This is a genomic window from Pantoea sp. BJFS-204, from assembly GCF_049310725.1.
Lineage (GTDB): Bacteria > Pseudomonadota > Gammaproteobacteria > Enterobacterales > Enterobacteriaceae > Pantoea > Pantoea agglomerans.
The window spans coordinates 1,187,747-1,204,222 of record NZ_JBMOWE010000001.1; the positions used below are offsets into that span (position 1 = coordinate 1,187,747).

Sequence of the window (16,476 nt, forward strand, 5' to 3'; positions counted from 1 at the left end):
TTACCTCTCTGATCGGGCTCACAGGCCCAGATCTTTTAAAATTTTTCTGCGCGTACCTTCAGGCATTTCTTTTGCTCCGTGATCCGGAAAAATGGATTGCCTGTCGCCCAGGAAGACCTTGAAATGGCTGCTTCCACTGCGGTGCTTAGTCAAAATAGCGCCCTGCTGAATGAGCCAGCGTCTGAATTCACTGTACTTCATCGCGTTCCCTCGCTGTGTATAACAGCAAGAATAACATTGGTGATAATCAATACAACATTAATGTTGTGATGGATGCTGAATTTTCAAATGTTTATCAGGTTCAGCGTGATAACCGACCCCAATAAAGTGAGTTATTGGCTTATGGCAGATTTGAGGCAGGAAGTTAGTGACCAGCAGGCATAAAAAAAGCCGCTAATCAGCGGCTCTTTTTGCAGAGATCATCAATCTCTTCGGGTTCAGGTTCCGGCACGGCGGTGCAGTTGCTGGTGTCGCGTTTCTTCAGTTCGTTCAGTGCGTCTGCCACGGTGCGTTTTGCCAGCACATCCAGCGACGCCTGCTCGGCTTCATCGGCTATCGACTTGAAGTACCAGCAGAGGTTGGCACTGACCAGACAGCGCGGCGCGACGTCAGGACGCGCGGCCCAGATTTTTTTGTCTTCGATCACTGAGACATAGATATCCCGCAGAGTAATTTCTGCAGCAGGACGGCCCAGATGAATCGAACCGGTACGGCCCAGCGTGGAGACGATAATGCCGTCACGGGTCAGCGGGACCATTAATTTTCGTATGAAACTGGGATTCGCTTCCAGCCCGTAGGCCAGAATCGCGCTGGTAGAGCGTTTTCCCATTTGCTCCGCCATCGCTACGCTCAGAACCATTTGCAAAGCTGTCGGGAAGCGGTAATCAAGCATTTCTTTATCCTGAGTTGCGGTGCATCTTATTGTTTTATTGCCGCATAAGTGAACAATCAATGAGCAATAAATATAACAAACACTGTTGCTTTTTTGAAGCAAACCGGCGGTGACAAGGCACGTATTCACCAAAGGCTGAGGCCCGATAGCACAAGGTGCTTAGCCTGCTAACTGCCCTCTTCCTGCGGAGCAGGAAGAACCGTTCCGTTATGCCGTGGTGGCCGATGCCGCCGGTAATCGCTGCTTCAGCGCAATAACCAGTACCACGTTAAAGATTGCCAGGGCGCAAAGCAACCACAGCGTCGCCGATGCACCCATCTTTTCAAACACATATCCACCTATCAGCGGCGTCAGTGCCTGCCCCATCAACGCCGGGCGGGCCATTTTACCCACCACAATCGCATAGGACTCTGGTTTGACCATCGCCAGCGGTAAAGTTCCCCGCACGATGGCACGTAAGCCATTTCCTGCGCCATACAACACCATGCTCAGCAACGCCATCTGCGGAAACAGTGCCAGCAACAGCAAGCCCAGTGCCACCAGCCCGACGGAAAAAAAGGTGGTACGGATGGGATGACTGCGTTTAAAGGCGATATCGACGAGTCGGGATCCCACCTGACACGGGCCAAGTACGGCGCTGATCGCCAGCGCCGAGGTCAGCGTATGACCACTCGCCTGCAACAAGGCGATAAGCTGCACGGAAATAGCTGTCATGATCACGGACGCCAGAGTGAAAATGGCACACAGCAGCCAGAACAGCGCAGGCGCAATCTCCGCCGTGCCAGGCTGCGGACTCAGTCGTTTCTCCGGCCGCTTAGCGTGACTGTCGGGTAAGGCAAACAGATAGGCAGGCAGCACGCAGATGACCATCAGTGCCGCAATTATCAGCGACGCGTTTCGCCAGCCGAATCCGTGGATTAACAACGCCGTTCCCGGCCAGACCAGCGTGGTGCAGAAGCCAGATATCAGGGTGATACCGGTGATCGCTGCACGCGCCTGACTGCCATAGCAGGTGCCGAGCGTGGCAAACAGTGCGTCATAAAGGCCCATCGCCATACCGATGCCAATAATTACCCAGGCAAACAGAAACAGCGGCAGAGAGTGGCTATAAGCCATGATCACCAGCCCCACCGCCATCACCATGCCACTTAGTGCCAGCAACAGGCGGCCACCGGTGCGGGCGATAATCCTGCCTGCCAGCGGTGACAGCAGGCCCGATACCAGAATCCCGGTCGAGAGTGCGCCATAAATCCACTGCTGTGACCAGCCTGTCTCAGCCGCAATCGGATTCGCCATCACCGCCATCAGGTAGAACGACCCGCCCCATGACAGGATCTGCACCCAGCCCAGGGTAATAATGGCGGCGATGCCGGGTTTATTGTTCTGATTCACAGGCAATCTCCTGGTTAGCAGGCGAACCGTTTTTATAACATGTTCTGCGATAAGCCAAAATGCGTGATGCCCTTTTGACTGGATAGCCATGCAGGTCGCACGGTTTTGAGTACAATCCTTTCAGTATGTTGTAACTATACAACGCTTGCATCCTCGCCAGGCTTCTGCCACATTGTGGACGTTGTAACTATGGAGGCACAACATGACGCGCTACGACTTAGTGGCTGATATGCATCAATGTGTAAATGACCTGGAACTGGCGCTGGGTGAATTGCGTCAGCAGATTGAAGCGCAGCCTCTGCTGATCGCCCGCGTCTTCAGCCTGCCGCCGGTGGTTAAAGGCCGCGAACATGAAGCGATCACCCGGATTGCCGTCGAGCAGCATCTCGGGGAGAGCGCGTTAAAAATGGCGCTTGACCACTACTGCCGCCTGTTTATGCAGCATCAGTCAGAACAGCTGAGCACCAAGGCTGCCGTGCGCTTGCCTGGCGCACTCTGTATCGAATGCGACGCGCAGCAGGAGGCGGAGATCGGCGCACTGGTCGACGTCATCAATCAGCTGAAGGCACGGCTGGAGCAGCTGATTACGGTGGACTCTGGCCTGCCGAGTGAGGCGCGTTTTGAGTTTGTCCACCAGCATTTGCGCGGACTGATCACCCTGAATGCCTATCGCACTATCACCCTGCTGAGCGCACCGGACAGCCTGCGTTTCGGCTGGGCCAACAAGCACATTATCAAGAATCTCAAGCGCGAAGAGGTGATCGCCCAGCTGGAAAAAAGCCTGAAGTCGGGACGTGCAAAAGCGCCGTGGTCACGTGAACAGTGGGCGGAAAAAGTGCAGGAAGAGCTGGCAAGCGTGCGTGCCCTGCCCGCCTCGGCACGATTGAAAATCAAGCGCCCGGTGAAAGTTCAGCCGGTTGCCCGCGTCTGGCGCGCGGATGATCAAAAACAGACTCAGCTGGCCTGTCCTTCTCCGATTCTGGTTATCTGTCGCGATCGCACGCAGGTTCCGCTACTGGGCGAATTGCTTAACTACGATGCCGATAATATTAACCATCGTTATAAACCTGCTGCAGAACCGCTGAATCTTTTGATCCCCAGACTGCATCTGTGGGTCGATTGTCCGATATAAATAAAAAGGCCAGCTTTCGCTGGCCTCTGACTCACTCAAACCTTACGACTTCATGCTGCCGACCATCTCTTCCGGCCGTACCCAGGCATCAAACTCCTCTTCGGTAAGATAACCCAGCTTCAGCGCCGAGCCTTTCAGCGTCAGCCCCTCTTTGTGCGCCTTCTTGGCAATTTCTGCCGCTTTGTCATAGCCAATATGGGTATTCAGCGCCGTCACCAGCATCAGCGATTCGTTAAGCAGTTGATCGATGCGCTCACGCACCGGCTCAATACCGACAGCGCAGTGATGATTAAAGCTGTCCATGCCATCCGCCAGCAGGCGAATTGATTGCAGGAAGTTATGGATTACCATCGGACGGAACACGTTAAGCTCAAAGTTACCGGATGCGCCGCCCATGTTGATCGCCACATCGTTACCCATCACCTGACAGCAGAGCATGGTCATCGCTTCGCACTGGGTCGGGTTAACTTTACCCGGCATGATGGAGCTGCCAGGCTCATTTTCCGGGATGGCGATTTCGCCGATGCCGCAACGCGGGCCGGAAGAGAGCCAGCGCACGTCGTTCGCGATTTTCATCAGCGAGGCGGCCAGCCCTTTCAGCGCGCCATGTGCATGCACCAGCGCATCACAGGTTGCCAGCGCCTCAAATTTATTTGGCGCAGTGACAAACGGCTGCTGCGTGAGATCGGCCAGCGCCTTTGCCACGCGCACCGCATATTCCGGATGGGTGTTCAGGCCGGTGCCTACTGCGGTACCGCCCAGCGCCAGTTCCGCCACGTGCGGAATGCTCTGCTCAATATGCTTCAGGTTATGCTCCAGCATCGCCACCCAGCCGGAAATCTCCTGGCCCAGAGTCAGCGGCGTGGCATCCTGCAGGTGAGTACGGCCAATCTTGACGATATCTTTGAAGGCGTCGGACTTCTGGCTTAAGGTCTTCTTCAGTACCTGAATCTGAGGGATCAGCTGTTCGCGCAAGGCGATAACGGCGGCAACGTGCATCGCCGTCGGGAAGACATCGTTGGAACTCTGGCTCTTGTTCACATCGTCGTTGGGATGAACCAGCCGCGCCATTCCGCGCTCGCCGCCAAGGATTTCACTGGCGCGGTTCGCCAGCACTTCATTCATGTTCATATTGGTCTGGGTGCCGGAACCGGTCTGCCAGATCGCCAGCGGGAATTCATCCGCATGCTTGTCAGCCAGCACCTCATCGGCCGCGCTGACAATCGCCTCGGCGCGGTCAGCGGGCAGCAGTCCCAGATCGCGGTTAACGCTGGCCGCGGCGCGCTTGGTCAATGCCAGTGCATGCACCAGCGCGGTCGGCATTTTTTCGGTTGAGATGCGGAAGTGTTCCAGTGAGCGCTGTGTCTGCGCGCCCCACAGTTTGTCTGCCGGTACGTCGATGGGGCCCATTGAATCTTTCTCAATGCGATTGGCTGCCATGAATACGTCTCCTTCATCTGGTTTTTAAAAGAATGACCGCCCGGTACGTCATTACGATCGACTGCCGGGCGGTCAGGATAGTAATACACAATAATTTAACATTATCAGAGCTTAGCGTCCTTTTGCGCTGGAGATGTATTTTTACCGGCAGTTTCTGCTTTAATACTGGCAATAATTTCCCGTGATAAAGGGTTATACAATGCAAAAAATGAACAATACGCTGCAAAACTACGCATGGGGCAGCAAAACTGCGTTGACTGAGCTTTACGGAATCGCTAATCCACAGGGGCTGCCGATGGCGGAACTCTGGATGGGCGCACATCCGAAAAGCCCCTCCACCGTGATTGACCAGGGCAGCGAGCGTTCGCTGCGTGACGTGATTGATGCCGCGCCTGCCGCCATGCTGGGCGAAGCGGTGGCACAGCGTTTTGGTGAACTGCCCTTCCTGTTCAAAGTGTTGTCTGCCGATCAGCCGCTGTCGATTCAGGTCCATCCCAGCAAACGCGCGGCCGAAGTGGGCTTTGCCCGTGAGAATGCGGCGGGTATTCCGCTGACGGCTGCTGAGCGTAATTATAAAGATGCCAACCACAAGCCGGAGCTGGTCTACGCGCTGACGCCCTTCCAGGCGATGAATGGCTTTCGCACCCTGACGGAGATGGTCTCACTGCTGGAGCCGGTTGCGGGCGCACATCCACAGATAGCCCATTTTCTGCAGCATCCCGATCAGGATACGCTGGCCGCGCTCTTCTCTACCCTGCTGTCACTGGAGGGTGAGGCGAAATCGCTGGCGCTGGGCATCCTGAAATCCGCGGTTGATGCACAACAGGGTGAGCCGTGGCAGACCATTCGCATGATTGCGGCAGAGTATCCTGACGACAGCGGCCTGTTTTCGCCGTTGCTGCTGAACGTAATCACGCTGCAACCGGGCGAGGCGATGTTCCTCTACGCGGAGACCCCGCACGCTTATCTGAAAGGCGTGGCGCTGGAGGTGATGGCAAACTCTGATAACGTGTTGCGGGCCGGTTTAACCCCGAAATATATCGATATCGCCGAGCTGATGGCGAACCTGAAGTTTGAAGAGAAGCCTGCCAGCACCCTGCTGACTGAGCCGGAGCAACAGGGCAACGCGCTGCGCTTCCCGATTCCGGTGGAGGATTTTGCCTTTGCCATTCATACCCTGAACGCAGAGCCACAGCCGCTGGCGCAGCAGAGCGCCGCAGTGCTGTTCTGCATTGAAGGCCAGACGGTGATCGCCAAAGGCGAGCAGCAGGTAACGCTGAAACCAGGTGAATCCTGCTTCATTGCCGCCAGCGAATCCCCCGTAACGGTCGCAGGCACGGGCCGACTGGCGCGGGTATTTAACGACTTAGGGTGAAGCGGCTGACGGAGTGCCTGTTAACTGCTATTATTTCAACCTATTAGCTTTTAAACGCCTGCGGGCGTTTTTCTTCAGTCGCTGGGGTAAACCTGCGGCATAAGCGGACTCAAGGATAAGGACGAATCAGCAATGAAAAAGACCAATGTTGCCGTAGGTGTCATCATCGCACTGGGCGTAGTCTGGACTGGCGCGGCATGGTTCACCGGCAAGCAGATTGAAAGCCACAGGGATGAGCTGGTGCAGAACGCCAATGCCCAGCTGAATGCTTATGCCCCTAACAGCCGACTGAAGATCAGCTATCAGGACTATCAGCGCGGCGTGTTCAGCAGCAAAGTGAATCTGGTGATTCAGGCCAACTCGCAGACGGAAGATAATCCCCTGCTGAAACCAGGCCAGAGCATCATCCTGAACGAAACCATCGATCATGGCCCTTTCCCCTTTGCTCAGCTGAAGCATTTCAATCTGATCCCAAGCATGGCGTCGGTTCATACCGAACTGGCTAACACCGATGCGGTGAAAAAGCTGTTTGAGCTGACCGGCAACAAGTCGCTGATTAATGCCGATACTCGTATCGGCTACAGCGGTGCCACCGATACGGCGCTGCGCGTTCTGCCGGTTGATTATCAGAATGCGCAAAGCGGCGAGCGTCTTGCCACCAATGGGGGCACCTTCAACGTCAGCGCGGATAACAAAGGCGACAAAGTGTCGCTGGACAGTGATGTTGATAGCCTCGCGCTGACCAGTAAAAATGAGATGGGCCAGCCAGTGCTGTTCACCATTAATGGTCTGAAGCTGAGCGGTAACACCCATCTCAGCCCGGAAGGCGTACGTATTGGCGACCAGTCAGTGGATATTGAGAAGGTCAATGCCAGCATCAATGGTCAGGACGCCCTGACGCTGCACAAAATGAAAGGCACCTCCTCTTTCGATAACAGCGCCGGTAAGATTGGCGGCAATATCGACTACAAGGTTGAAGGCATTCAGCTGCAGAAGCAGGATTTTGGTCAGGCAGCGCTGAAGATGAAACTGTCACAGTTTGATGCGCAGGCGGTAAAAGCCTTCTCCGATCGTTATAACGCGCAGATGCAGGAACTGCTGAGCCAGCCTGGCGTCGCGGAAGATCCTATCCGCTACCAGGCGGGTGTGCATCAGATTCTGATGAGCAACCTGCCGATGCTGCTGAAGGGCTCACCTGCGATCAGTATCGCCCCGCTGAGCTGGAAAAATGATAAAGGTGAAAGCACCTTTAACCTGAACGCAAATTTCAACGATCCCTCTGCGGTGACCGGCGAAGCCCAGACACTCAGCGCCATGGTTGATCGGGTACTGAAGAGCCTGGACAGCAAGCTGGTCATCAATATGCCAATGGCGACCGAAACCATGCATAAAGTGGGACTGGCTGAAGGATATCAGGCCGATGACGCACAGAAGCTGGCAGATCAGCAGGTGAAAGGACTGGCGGCGATGGGTCAGATGTTCCGCCTGACCCAGCAGCAGGATAACAATATCGTCACCAGCCTGCAGTATACCAACGGTCAGGTGAACATGAACGGCGACAAAATGACGCTGGAGCAGTTCCTCTCCCGCTATATGCTGGGTATGCCGACCAGCGAAGGGATGCCGCAGTAATTCTCTACTCTTCCTTTAAAGGCGACCTCCGGGTCGCCTTTTTTATGCCGAGCCGCGAATAACCAGCTGCGGCGGCATAATCACGTTCTGCCGGGCGGCATCGGGTTGCGCTATCCGTTGCAGGATACGCTCAGCTGCCACACGGCCAATCTCCCGGGCTGAACTGGTGACAAACGTCAGCGGCGGATCGGTCAGTTCCGCCTGCGGTTCATCGCCAAAGCCCATCAGAGCCAGCTGCTGATCGTAATAACTGTCGACTGCACCCCGCGCGAATGTTCGCCCGGTGCGCAACAGCCCAAAATAGCATCCCAGCGCGGTAGTGGCGTTATAGGCCAGCACGGCAGTCAGCCGCGGATGGTGCTGAAACAGCTGTACCGCGGCGTCAGCCGCCTCTTTTTGCGTGTTACCGCATTCAATAATCCACTCTGGCCGGAACGGCAGCCCATATTGCAGCAGGGTGGCGCAGTAGCCGCCAAGACGTTCTGCCCGGGTCAGTGATGCGCTATGGCCGCCCAGCCAGGCAATGCGCTGATGCCCCTGACGAATCAGGTATTCTGTGGCCAGACGCGCAGCCTGAGCATTATCGGGGCGGATAGCGTCCACCTCCTCCAGGCTACTGGCGCGCGCGGCACAGACTAAGGCCATATTCACCTCTCTGGCCCGTGTCACAATCTGGCTGGCCTTATCGGCACCGCCTCCCAGCACCACGCCATCCACTCCCTGAGCGACCAGTGACTCAAAGCAGCGATGCAGATGCTGTCCCTGGGCGCCGCTCTGCGTCAGGAACAGCAATTTGCCCTGCTTCTCCAGCGCTTCACTCAGACCTGCCGTCATTTCGGCATAAAATGGCTGGCTGAGATCGCGGACGATCAAGCCAATCACGCCACTCTCACCCCCGCGCAACATGGTTGCCGAACGGTTACGTACGAAACCGAGTTGCTCAATGGCCTCGTTCACGCGCGCCATGGTTGCCGCAGAGATCCGTCCTTTGCCGGATAACACCAGCGATACCGTGGTCACCGACACGCCCGCCGCCGCCGCAACATCATTGATGGTGATTTTACTCATCAGATTACTCAACTGAACTACAGCATTAGAAAACAAGGTAAAACGTTACACCTTATGACGTCAGAATTATATCGTCCATGACCTGAAGAGTGTGATTCAGCGCGCATAAGATCCAGGTAAAACGTTTTATCATCCCGCCACTTCACTCAGTGGTCCGTTTATCCAGGAGCGTTCATGTCACCCTCTCACCAAAAAATGTCCGTCTGGGAATTTTTCCAGAGTCTGGGGAAAACCTTTATGCTGCCGGTTGCCCTGCTTTCCTTCTGCGGCATCATGCTCGGGATTGGCAGTTCGCTGAGCAGTCGTGATGTCCTGACCCTGTTACCTGTGCTGGATCACCCCTGGCTGCAATATCTGTTTCTCTGGATGGCCAAACTGGGATCGTTCGCCTTTAGCTATCTGCCGGTGATGTTCGCCATTGCGATTCCGCTGGGTATGGCGCGCGAGAACAAGGGCGTGGCAGCGTTTGCCGGCTTTGTGGGGTATGCCGTGCTAAACCTCAGCATCAACTTCTGGCTAAATATCCACGGCATTCTGCCAACCACCGATGCCGCCGTGCTGAAAGCTAACAACGTTCAGCCGATCCTGGGGATCCCGTCGATCGATACCGGCATTCTGGGCGCGGTAATTGTGGGTATTGTGGTGTTCTGGCTGCATGAGCGCTTTCATAACATCCGACTGCCCGATGCGCTGGCTTTCTTTGGCGGCACCCGGTTTGTACCAATTATCACCACGCTGGTGATTGGCTTACTGGGACTGGTCGTCCCGCTAATCTGGCCTTTTTTCGCGCGGGGTATCACCGGATTAGGCTGGATGATTAACAGCGCGGGTGATTTTGGCCCGATGATCTTTGGAACCGGCGAACGTCTGCTGCTGCCGTTTGGCCTGCAGCATATTCTGGTCGCCATCATGCGCTTTACCGATGCAGGCGGCACACTGGAAGTGTGTGGCAAGAGCGTGAGCGGTGCCTTAACCATTTTCCAGGCGCAGCTCGCCTGCCCGGAAACCCACGGTTTTGCTGAAAGCGCGACCCGCTTCCTGTCACAGGGTAAAATGCCTGCGTTCCTGGGTGGTCTGCCAGGTGCTGCCCTGGCCATCTATCACTGCGCCCGCCCGGAGAATCGTCATAAGATCAAAGGCCTGTTGATCTCTGGCGTGGTGGCCTGCGTGGTTGGCGGCACCACCGAACCTATCGAATTCCTGTTTCTGTTTGTCGCCCCGTTCCTCTATCTGATCCACGCCCTGCTGACCGGCGTTGGCTTCAGCATCATGGCGATACTGGGCGTCACTATCGGCAATACAGACGGCAATATCATCGACTTTGTGGTGTTTGGTGTGCTGCACGGGCTGTCGACCAAATGGTACTGGGTACCCGTTGTTGCAGCGATATGGTTTGTTGGTTACTACCTGATTTTCCGATTCGCCATTCTGCACTTCAATATCAAAACACCGGGACGCGAAGTGGAAAGTGCCAGTGCGGTTGCGCAGCAGGTCAGCAATGCCGGTAAAGGTAAATCTGGCTATAACTCACCGGCTATTCTGGCGGCACTTGGCGGCGTGGAGAATATTACCTCGCTGGATAATTGTCTGACGCGTCTGCGTCTGACCCTGGCGGATATGAGTAAAGTGGATGATGCGGCGCTGAAAGCCAACGGCGCGATAGGTGTGGTCCATCTTAATCAGACCAGCCTGCAGGTGGTTATTGGTCCACAGGTGCAGTCGGTGAAAGATGAACTGTCACACCTGATGAATGTCCCTGCCTGATGTGCCGGAGCCGATAATGTTTAACTTTGACGAAGTCATCGATCGCCGCGGCAGCTGGTCTACCCAGTGGGATTTCGTGGCTGACCGCTTTGGCGTCCCCGATTTGCTGCCGTTTACCATTTCGGATATGGACTTCAGAACCGCGCCAGCGGTTCAGCAGGCGCTGGCCCAGCGCGTAGCACACGGCGTGTTGGGTTACAGTCGCTGGCAGCATGATGATTTTCTTTCCGCCTGCTGCCACTGGATGTCCAGCCGTTTCGGCTACCAGCCCGATGCTGACACGCTGGTTTATGGCCCCTCGGTGATCTATATGGTGGCGCAGATGCTGCGCCGCTGGAGCAATCCGGATGATGAAGTGGTGCTCCACACCCCCGCCTACGATGCTTTTTATAAAACGGTACGCGGCAATCAGCGACAGGTGCTGGAGATGCCGCTGCAGCGGGATAACGGTAGCTGGCGATGTGATATGGCCGCGCTGGAGACGCGGCTGGCGCGCCCGCGTTGCAAAATCCTGTTGCTCTGCAGCCCGCACAATCCCACCGGTAAAGTGTGGACAGCAGCTGAGCTGCAACAGATGGCGGCGCTCTGCGATCGTCACGGCGTGCGGGTGATCAGCGATGAAATCCATATGGATATGGTAGTGGGTAATCAGCCCCATACTCCGTGGGCCAGCGTGGCGCGCAGTGACTGGGCGCTGTTTACCTCGGCGTCGAAAAGCTTCAACGTACCAGGCCTGACCGGTGCGTGGGGAATTATCCCGGATGCGGCAGACAGAGCCGCCTGGTTTCAGGCGCTGAAAAATGCTGACGGCCTTTCTTCTCCGGCCGTGCTGGCCGTCACGGCACACGTTGCCGCCTACCAACAAGGCGCACCCTGGCTGGATGCCCTGCGCAGCTATCTTTATGGTAATTTCATACTGGTTGCCAATCGGCTTAACGCTGAGTTTCCCGCACTGAACTGGCACATTCCCGAGGCGACCTATCTCGCCTGGCTCGATATCAATCCGCTGGGCATTCCTGAAGAGGCCCTGCAACAGGCGCTGATCCAGCAACGGGTCGCAATTATGCCCGGATCGACCTACGGTGATGCAGGCAAAGGGTTTTTGCGTCTTAACGTTGGCTGTCCGCGCAGCAAAGTTGATGAGGGCGTTTCACGCCTGATTGCGGCGATCCATCAGTTGCAGAAGTGATATTAACCGGCGAGGCAACCATTGCTCGCCGGTTATGCGTAATTAAGCAGCATCCGGCGCGGCTGTTGCGCAAATAGCTGGCGCTGTTGCGCAAGATATTTTTATAATGCTCTGCACTTCACCGACAACTGAGCGAGTGCGCCATGATCGATTCTAAAATTCCTCTGACTGATATTCACCGCCACCTTGATGGCAACATCCGTGCACAAACCATTCTCGATTTAGGTCGCCAGTTTAACCTCGCCCTGCCTGCTTCCACGCTGGAAACGCTGCGTCCGCATGTGCAGGTCGGCCAGAATGAGCCTGACCTGGTGAGCTTCCTGCAGAAGCTCGACTGGGGTGTGAAAGTGCTGGGTGATCTGGATGCCTGCCGCCGGATCGCGCAGGAGAATGTCGAAGATGCCGCCCGCGCGGGCATTCACTATGCTGAACTGCGTTTTTCCCCTGGTTATATGGCGATGACCCACAACCTGCCGATTGCCGGTGTGGTTGAAGCGGTAATTGAGGGCGTGCGCGCAGGCCGTCAGCAGCACGATATCGACGTGCGTCTGATCGGTATCATGAGTCGTACCTTTGGCGAAGATGCCTGCCTCAGCGAACTGGAAGCTTTGCTTGCCCATCGCGATCACATCACCGCGGTCGATCTGGCGGGTGATGAGCTGGGCTTCCCGGGCAGCGAGTTCCTGAGCCACTTTACCCAGGCGCGCGATGCCGGTTTCCGCGTGACCGTCCATGCGGGCGAAGCAGCCGGACCCGAGAGCATCTGGCAGGCGATTCGGGAGCTGGGTGCAGAACGTATCGGTCACGGCGTGAAAGCGATTGAAGATCGCGCGCTGATGGATTTCCTGGCGGAGCACCGTATTGGTATTGAATCCTGCCTGACCTCCAACATCCAGACCAGCACCGTGCCATCACTGGCGCAGCATCCGCTGAAGACCTTCCTGGAGCATGGCATTCTGGCGACGATCAACACGGATGATCCGGCGGTTCAGGGCATTGAACTGGCGCATGAGTATCATCACGCCGCTCCGGCTGCCGGTCTGAGCGCGGCGCAGATCCGTCAGGCGCAGGAAAATGGTCTGACGATTGCGTTCCTTAGCGAAGCAGAGAAAGCGGCTCTTCGCGCACGGGTGCAGTAATCCTGAAGCGTAGCGACAAAAAACGGGCCGGATATCCGGCCCGTTTTTATAGTGAGGAGCTCAAGGGACAGGTGGCTTTAAGACCGAGCTTGCACAGGGAACAGGGTCAGATCGGAAAGACGCAAAAGCCGCCATCCATGGCACGCTCGGCCCACGCCATCCGTGGCGTGGGACGCTTTCCTCTTCTGACCCTGTTCCCTGCACGTTAAGTTAGTTAGTTGCGGCCAGAATCGTTCTGAGTGGGTTGTGGCAGCAGAGTGACGGGCCGGATATCCGGCCCGTTTCGCTTTTTTACTTATTGCGTTTTAAGCACCGACCGATTAAACGCGCTTCAGCGACATCGTCTGGCGTTTCTCGGCGGATTGCAGACCTAACTCGATCAGTTCCATCACATGAATCGCCTCTTCCGCTGTCACCGGATTGTTACCACGTCCGGCAATCGCATCGCGGATACCCGCATAGTAAGCGGGATAGTTGCCTGGCTGGGTCAGCTGGGTCGTTTCGGTCAGGGAATCTCCGTCAACCAGCGTCAGAGTGCCATCACGCATGTCATAGCCCCAGTCTTCCTGCGGCGGGAAATCACCTGACTTCAGGCGATCTTCCTGCGGATCAAGACCATATTTGACGTAACTGCCGCGCGTGCCGTGGACGGTATAACGGGCAGATTCTGCCGCGACCAGCATGCTGGCGTGCAGCACGACACGGCGCTGCGGATAAGTCAGCGTCGCGTGGAAGTAGTCGGTGGTCTGCGCGCCCGGACGCATCTCGGCCAGATCAACCGTGATAGCGACCGGCGGGCCAAACAGCTGCAGCGCCTGGTCCAGCAGATGCGGCCCCAGGTCATACCAGATTCCGCTGCCTGCGCCTTTCATTTCACGCCAGCGATTACGCACTTCCAGACGGAAGCGGTCAAAGTGCGATTCGAAGTAGCGCACTTCACCCAGCGTACCGGCCTCAATCAGCGATTTCAGCGTCAGGAAGTCACTGTCCCAGCGGCGGTTGTGGAACACCGACAGCAGCAGCCCCTTGGCTTTCGCCAGCGCATCCAGTTCACGTGCCTGTGACAACGTCACGGTGAAAGGCTTATCGACCACCACATGTTTACCGGCGTTCAGCGCTGCTTTTGCCAGCGGGAAGTGCGTGTCGTTGGGGGTAGGAATAACGATCAGTTGCAGCGTCGGGTCGTCCAGCAGCGCCTGAGGGTCGGCCACTACCTTAACGGCGGGCCAGTCGGCGTGGACTTTGCTGGCGTCGCTACTGGAAATGGCTGCCAGCTCGACGTCCGGCGTCCCCGCAATCAGCGGGGCGTGAAACGTTTTACTGGCAAAACCGTAGCCGATCAGACCAACACGTAATTTATCGCTCATTTGGATTCCTCTCAGAGCCTGATTGACCAGACTCTTAGTTGATAACCTGATTGATTTAAGACTATTAACCAAATGACGACAAGCCGGAATTCCCCGAAAAAACTAAGAGATAGCACTTCGCGCCAGCGGCCAGGCGGTCTGAGCGGCCAGGCTGTCGTGCGCATCCTGATTACGGCGGCGGAAGTCGCTGGGACTGACGCCGACCCGCTTGCGGAACACCCGCGAGAAGTAGAGCTGATCGTCATAGCCCACTTCACGTCCTACCGAGGCGATCGGCTCCTGGGTGGTCTGCAGCAGCAGTTTCGCGCGGATTACACGCTGATCTTCACGCCAGCGCAGCAGGTTCACACCCATCTGCTCGCGGAACAGGTGCGCCAGCCGCGACGGCGACAGACAGACGTGGCGCGCCACCTCTTCAATCTTAACCTCGCTGGCGAGATGGTTGGTGACGTACTGGCAGGCTTCAATCACGCGCGGATCGCGAATTAACTGATGGCTACGAGGATCTTCTTCAACGGCGCGCAGCAGCAGCCGTTCCAGCAGGTTCATCGCCAGCTCTTCCGCAAAGCGACGGCCCGAATTGTGGGTCTGTTCGATACTGGCAAACAGGCGATCAAATTCGCCACGCAGCGATTCAGGCAGCAGCAGTCGTCCCACGCCCTCCTGCTCATCCTGCCAGCGCAGCCAGTCGTGCCAGTAGGCGCGCGGACGGAAATAGACCCAGCGGTGAAACCACTGCGGGCTGTCCGGCGCGCGACCATAATAGTGAGCCGTTTTCGGCTGAAACAGCAGCATTTCGCCAGGTTCGCAGTCAAATGCCCGCTCGCCGTCAAATACCCGCCCTTTACCTTTGATAGTGAGATTCAGAATGTAACCTTTCATGCCGTGCGGGCGATCGATAAAGAAATCGAGCGGACCATCGGCGGTGATCGGCGTCAGCCCCGCCACCAGCCAGGCATTGAATGAATAGCCCGGCAACAAGGGGTTTTGCTGCTCGGCCGGTAATTCGCGGTGATACATAGCGTCCTCACTCAGTCTGTTATTGTTCGGATAGCCCGCAGAGGCTTCTGCCTCTGCGGACCAACGGCTCGCTCAATCAGGCTTTTTTCTGTTTGTAACGGTCAAAAATCACCGCAGCTAACAGTATCAGACCGCGTACCACATACTGTGAGAATGGCGAGATATTCAATAAATTCATCGCATTCTCTACCGTGCCGAGGATCAGCACCCCTGCCACCACATAGGAGATTTTACCGATGCCGCCCTTCAGCGAAACGCCACCCAGCACGCAGGCAGAAATCACCACCAGCTCATAGCCGATGGAGGTCATTGGCTGGCCGCTGGTCATACGTGACGCCAGAATGATGCCCGCCGCCGCTGAAACCAGACCGGAGAGGATAAAGATGATGATGCGGGTGCGCACCACCGGCACACCGGCCAGACGTGCGGCTTCTTCATTGCCGCCAATTGCCAGGGTGTTACGGCCAAAGGTGGTTTTGTTGAGCAGGAAGCCGAAGATCAGCATGGTGGCCAGAGTCAGCCAGATGGGAGCGGGCACGCCAAGCCAGTTGGCAAAGCCCAGTTCGAAGAAGCGCTCATCTTCGATACCGACCGCTTTACCGTCAGAGAAGATATAGGCCAGGCCGCGCACAATCTGCATGGTCGCCAGCGTGGTAATCAGCGCATTGATCTTGAGTCGGGCAATGACAAAGCCGTTGATAAAGCCGGTGATCATACCGAGAACCAGGCCGGCACCCACGCCAATCCACAGGCTTTCGGTCATGTTAATCACCACGGCGGTAACCACACCCGCACAGGCGATGACGGAAGCGACCGACAGGTCAAAATCACCGGAGGCCAGACAGAACAGCATGCCGCAGGCGACCATGCCGGACATCGACATCGCCAGCCCTAAGCCTTTCATATTGATAAACGAGCCGAAGTTCGGCACAAAGATCGCACAGACAATAAACAGCAGTGCAAATACCACCAGCATGCCGAAGTTGTCCCAGATGCGACCTAACTGCAGGCCGCCGCGTGAAGCGGGCTGCGGCGTATTTGAGGTCGTGGATGAAGCCATGATGAT

At 56.4% G+C, this 16,476-nt stretch carries 14 protein-coding genes; 6 read left to right on the plus strand and 8 right to left on the minus strand.

Annotated features, from left to right (window positions below; all coding sequences use genetic code 11):
* Positions 1-18 precede the first annotated feature (18 nt).
* The 3 genes from ACO6VX_RS05420 to ACO6VX_RS05430 form a co-directional block, all read right to left on the minus strand.
* On the minus strand, positions 19-201 hold the full coding sequence (locus tag ACO6VX_RS05420; protein ID WP_010245321.1) for a type II toxin-antitoxin system HicA family toxin: 183 nt from the start codon (positions 199-201) through the stop codon (positions 19-21).
* Between the two features lie 196 nt (positions 202-397).
* Positions 398-892, minus strand: a complete 495-nt coding sequence (locus ACO6VX_RS05425; protein ID WP_010245324.1) for an RrF2 family transcriptional regulator — start codon at positions 890-892, stop codon at positions 398-400.
* A 207-nt stretch (positions 893-1,099) separates the two neighbouring features.
* Positions 1,100-2,284: an MFS transporter gene (locus tag ACO6VX_RS05430; protein ID WP_422457852.1), complete on the minus strand. Its 1,185-nt coding sequence runs from the start codon at positions 2,282-2,284 to the stop codon at positions 1,100-1,102.
* A gap of 202 nt (positions 2,285-2,486) precedes the next feature.
* Here ACO6VX_RS05430 and tus point away from each other — a divergent pair, with 202 nt between their 5' ends.
* Positions 2,487-3,416: a DNA replication terminus site-binding protein gene (tus, locus tag ACO6VX_RS05435; protein ID WP_422457854.1), complete on the plus strand. Its 930-nt coding sequence runs from the start codon at positions 2,487-2,489 to the stop codon at positions 3,414-3,416.
* 42 nt (positions 3,417-3,458) lie between these two features.
* Here the strand turns inward: tus and fumC are convergent, their stop codons facing one another.
* A complete protein-coding gene (fumC, locus tag ACO6VX_RS05440; protein WP_010245332.1) occupies positions 3,459-4,856 on the minus strand; it encodes a class II fumarate hydratase in 1,398 nt (465 codons plus the stop codon).
* A 199-nt stretch (positions 4,857-5,055) separates the two neighbouring features.
* Between fumC and manA the strand changes: the two genes are divergently transcribed.
* Positions 5,056-6,231 carry a mannose-6-phosphate isomerase gene (manA, locus tag ACO6VX_RS05445; protein ID WP_010670091.1) on the plus strand — a complete coding sequence of 392 codons (1,176 nt, stop codon included), beginning with the start codon at positions 5,056-5,058 and terminating at the stop codon, positions 6,229-6,231.
* Positions 6,232-6,363: 132 nt separating this feature from the next.
* Positions 6,364-7,863 carry a YdgA family protein gene (locus ACO6VX_RS05450; protein ID WP_010245343.1) on the plus strand — a complete coding sequence of 500 codons (1,500 nt, stop codon included), beginning with the start codon at positions 6,364-6,366 and terminating at the stop codon, positions 7,861-7,863.
* 42 nt (positions 7,864-7,905) lie between these two features.
* On the opposite strand, the gene malI is transcribed toward ACO6VX_RS05450, so the two are convergent.
* Positions 7,906-8,931: a Mal regulon transcriptional regulator MalI gene (gene malI, locus ACO6VX_RS05455; RefSeq protein ID WP_033779241.1), complete on the minus strand. Its 1,026-nt coding sequence runs from the start codon at positions 8,929-8,931 to the stop codon at positions 7,906-7,908.
* A gap of 174 nt (positions 8,932-9,105) precedes the next feature.
* On the opposite strand from malI, the gene malX reads away from it, so the two are divergent.
* From malX to add, 3 genes are all read left to right on the plus strand, one after another.
* Positions 9,106-10,695 (plus strand): maltose/glucose-specific PTS transporter subunit IIBC, encoded by a 1,590-nt coding sequence (gene malX, locus ACO6VX_RS05460; protein WP_422457858.1) that lies wholly within the window; start codon positions 9,106-9,108, stop codon positions 10,693-10,695.
* 16 nt (positions 10,696-10,711) lie between these two features.
* Positions 10,712-11,884, plus strand: a complete 1,173-nt coding sequence (locus ACO6VX_RS05465) for a MalY/PatB family protein (protein WP_346525999.1) — start codon at positions 10,712-10,714, stop codon at positions 11,882-11,884.
* 143 nt (positions 11,885-12,027) lie between these two features.
* Positions 12,028-13,023, plus strand: a complete 996-nt coding sequence (add, locus tag ACO6VX_RS05470) for an adenosine deaminase (RefSeq protein ID WP_045140385.1) — start codon at positions 12,028-12,030, stop codon at positions 13,021-13,023.
* A gap of 320 nt (positions 13,024-13,343) precedes the next feature.
* On the opposite strand, the gene ACO6VX_RS05475 is transcribed toward add, so the two are convergent.
* From ACO6VX_RS05475 to araH, 3 genes are all read right to left on the minus strand, one after another.
* The gene (locus tag ACO6VX_RS05475) at positions 13,344-14,390 is read right to left on the minus strand and encodes an oxidoreductase (protein ID WP_010670085.1); all 1,047 of its coding nucleotides are present in this window, start codon (positions 14,388-14,390) and stop codon (positions 13,344-13,346) included.
* 102 nt (positions 14,391-14,492) lie between these two features.
* Positions 14,493-15,410, minus strand: a complete 918-nt coding sequence (gene araC, locus ACO6VX_RS05480) for an arabinose operon transcriptional regulator AraC (protein WP_003853440.1) — start codon at positions 15,408-15,410, stop codon at positions 14,493-14,495.
* A gap of 76 nt (positions 15,411-15,486) precedes the next feature.
* On the minus strand, positions 15,487-16,470 hold the full coding sequence (gene araH / locus ACO6VX_RS05485; RefSeq protein ID WP_010245363.1) for an L-arabinose ABC transporter permease AraH: 984 nt from the start codon (positions 16,468-16,470) through the stop codon (positions 15,487-15,489).
* Between the last annotated feature and the right edge of the window lie 6 nt (positions 16,471-16,476).

Coding starts and splice junctions, on each gene's coding strand:
- ACO6VX_RS05475 (WP_010670085.1), bottom strand. CDS start 14,390: ATGAGCGATAAATTACGTGTTGGTCTGATCGGCTACGGTTTTGCCAGT.
- manA (WP_010670091.1), top strand. CDS start 5,056: ATGCAAAAAATGAACAATACGCTGCAAAACTACGCATGGGGCAGCAAA.
- tus (WP_422457854.1), top strand. CDS start 2,487: ATGACGCGCTACGACTTAGTGGCTGATATGCATCAATGTGTAAATGAC.
- malX (WP_422457858.1), top strand. CDS start 9,106: ATGTCACCCTCTCACCAAAAAATGTCCGTCTGGGAATTTTTCCAGAGT.
- ACO6VX_RS05450 (WP_010245343.1), top strand. CDS start 6,364: ATGAAAAAGACCAATGTTGCCGTAGGTGTCATCATCGCACTGGGCGTA.
- add (WP_045140385.1), top strand. CDS start 12,028: ATGATCGATTCTAAAATTCCTCTGACTGATATTCACCGCCACCTTGAT.
- araC (WP_003853440.1), bottom strand. CDS start 15,410: ATGTATCACCGCGAATTACCGGCCGAGCAGCAAAACCCCTTGTTGCCG.
- ACO6VX_RS05420 (WP_010245321.1), bottom strand. CDS start 201: ATGAAGTACAGTGAATTCAGACGCTGGCTCATTCAGCAGGGCGCTATT.
- ACO6VX_RS05465 (WP_346525999.1), top strand. CDS start 10,712: ATGTTTAACTTTGACGAAGTCATCGATCGCCGCGGCAGCTGGTCTACC.
- ACO6VX_RS05425 (WP_010245324.1), bottom strand. CDS start 892: ATGCTTGATTACCGCTTCCCGACAGCTTTGCAAATGGTTCTGAGCGTA.
- araH (WP_010245363.1), bottom strand. CDS start 16,470: ATGGCTTCATCCACGACCTCAAATACGCCGCAGCCCGCTTCACGCGGC.
- malI (WP_033779241.1), bottom strand. CDS start 8,931: ATGAGTAAAATCACCATCAATGATGTTGCGGCGGCGGCGGGCGTGTCG.
- fumC (WP_010245332.1), bottom strand. CDS start 4,856: ATGGCAGCCAATCGCATTGAGAAAGATTCAATGGGCCCCATCGACGTA.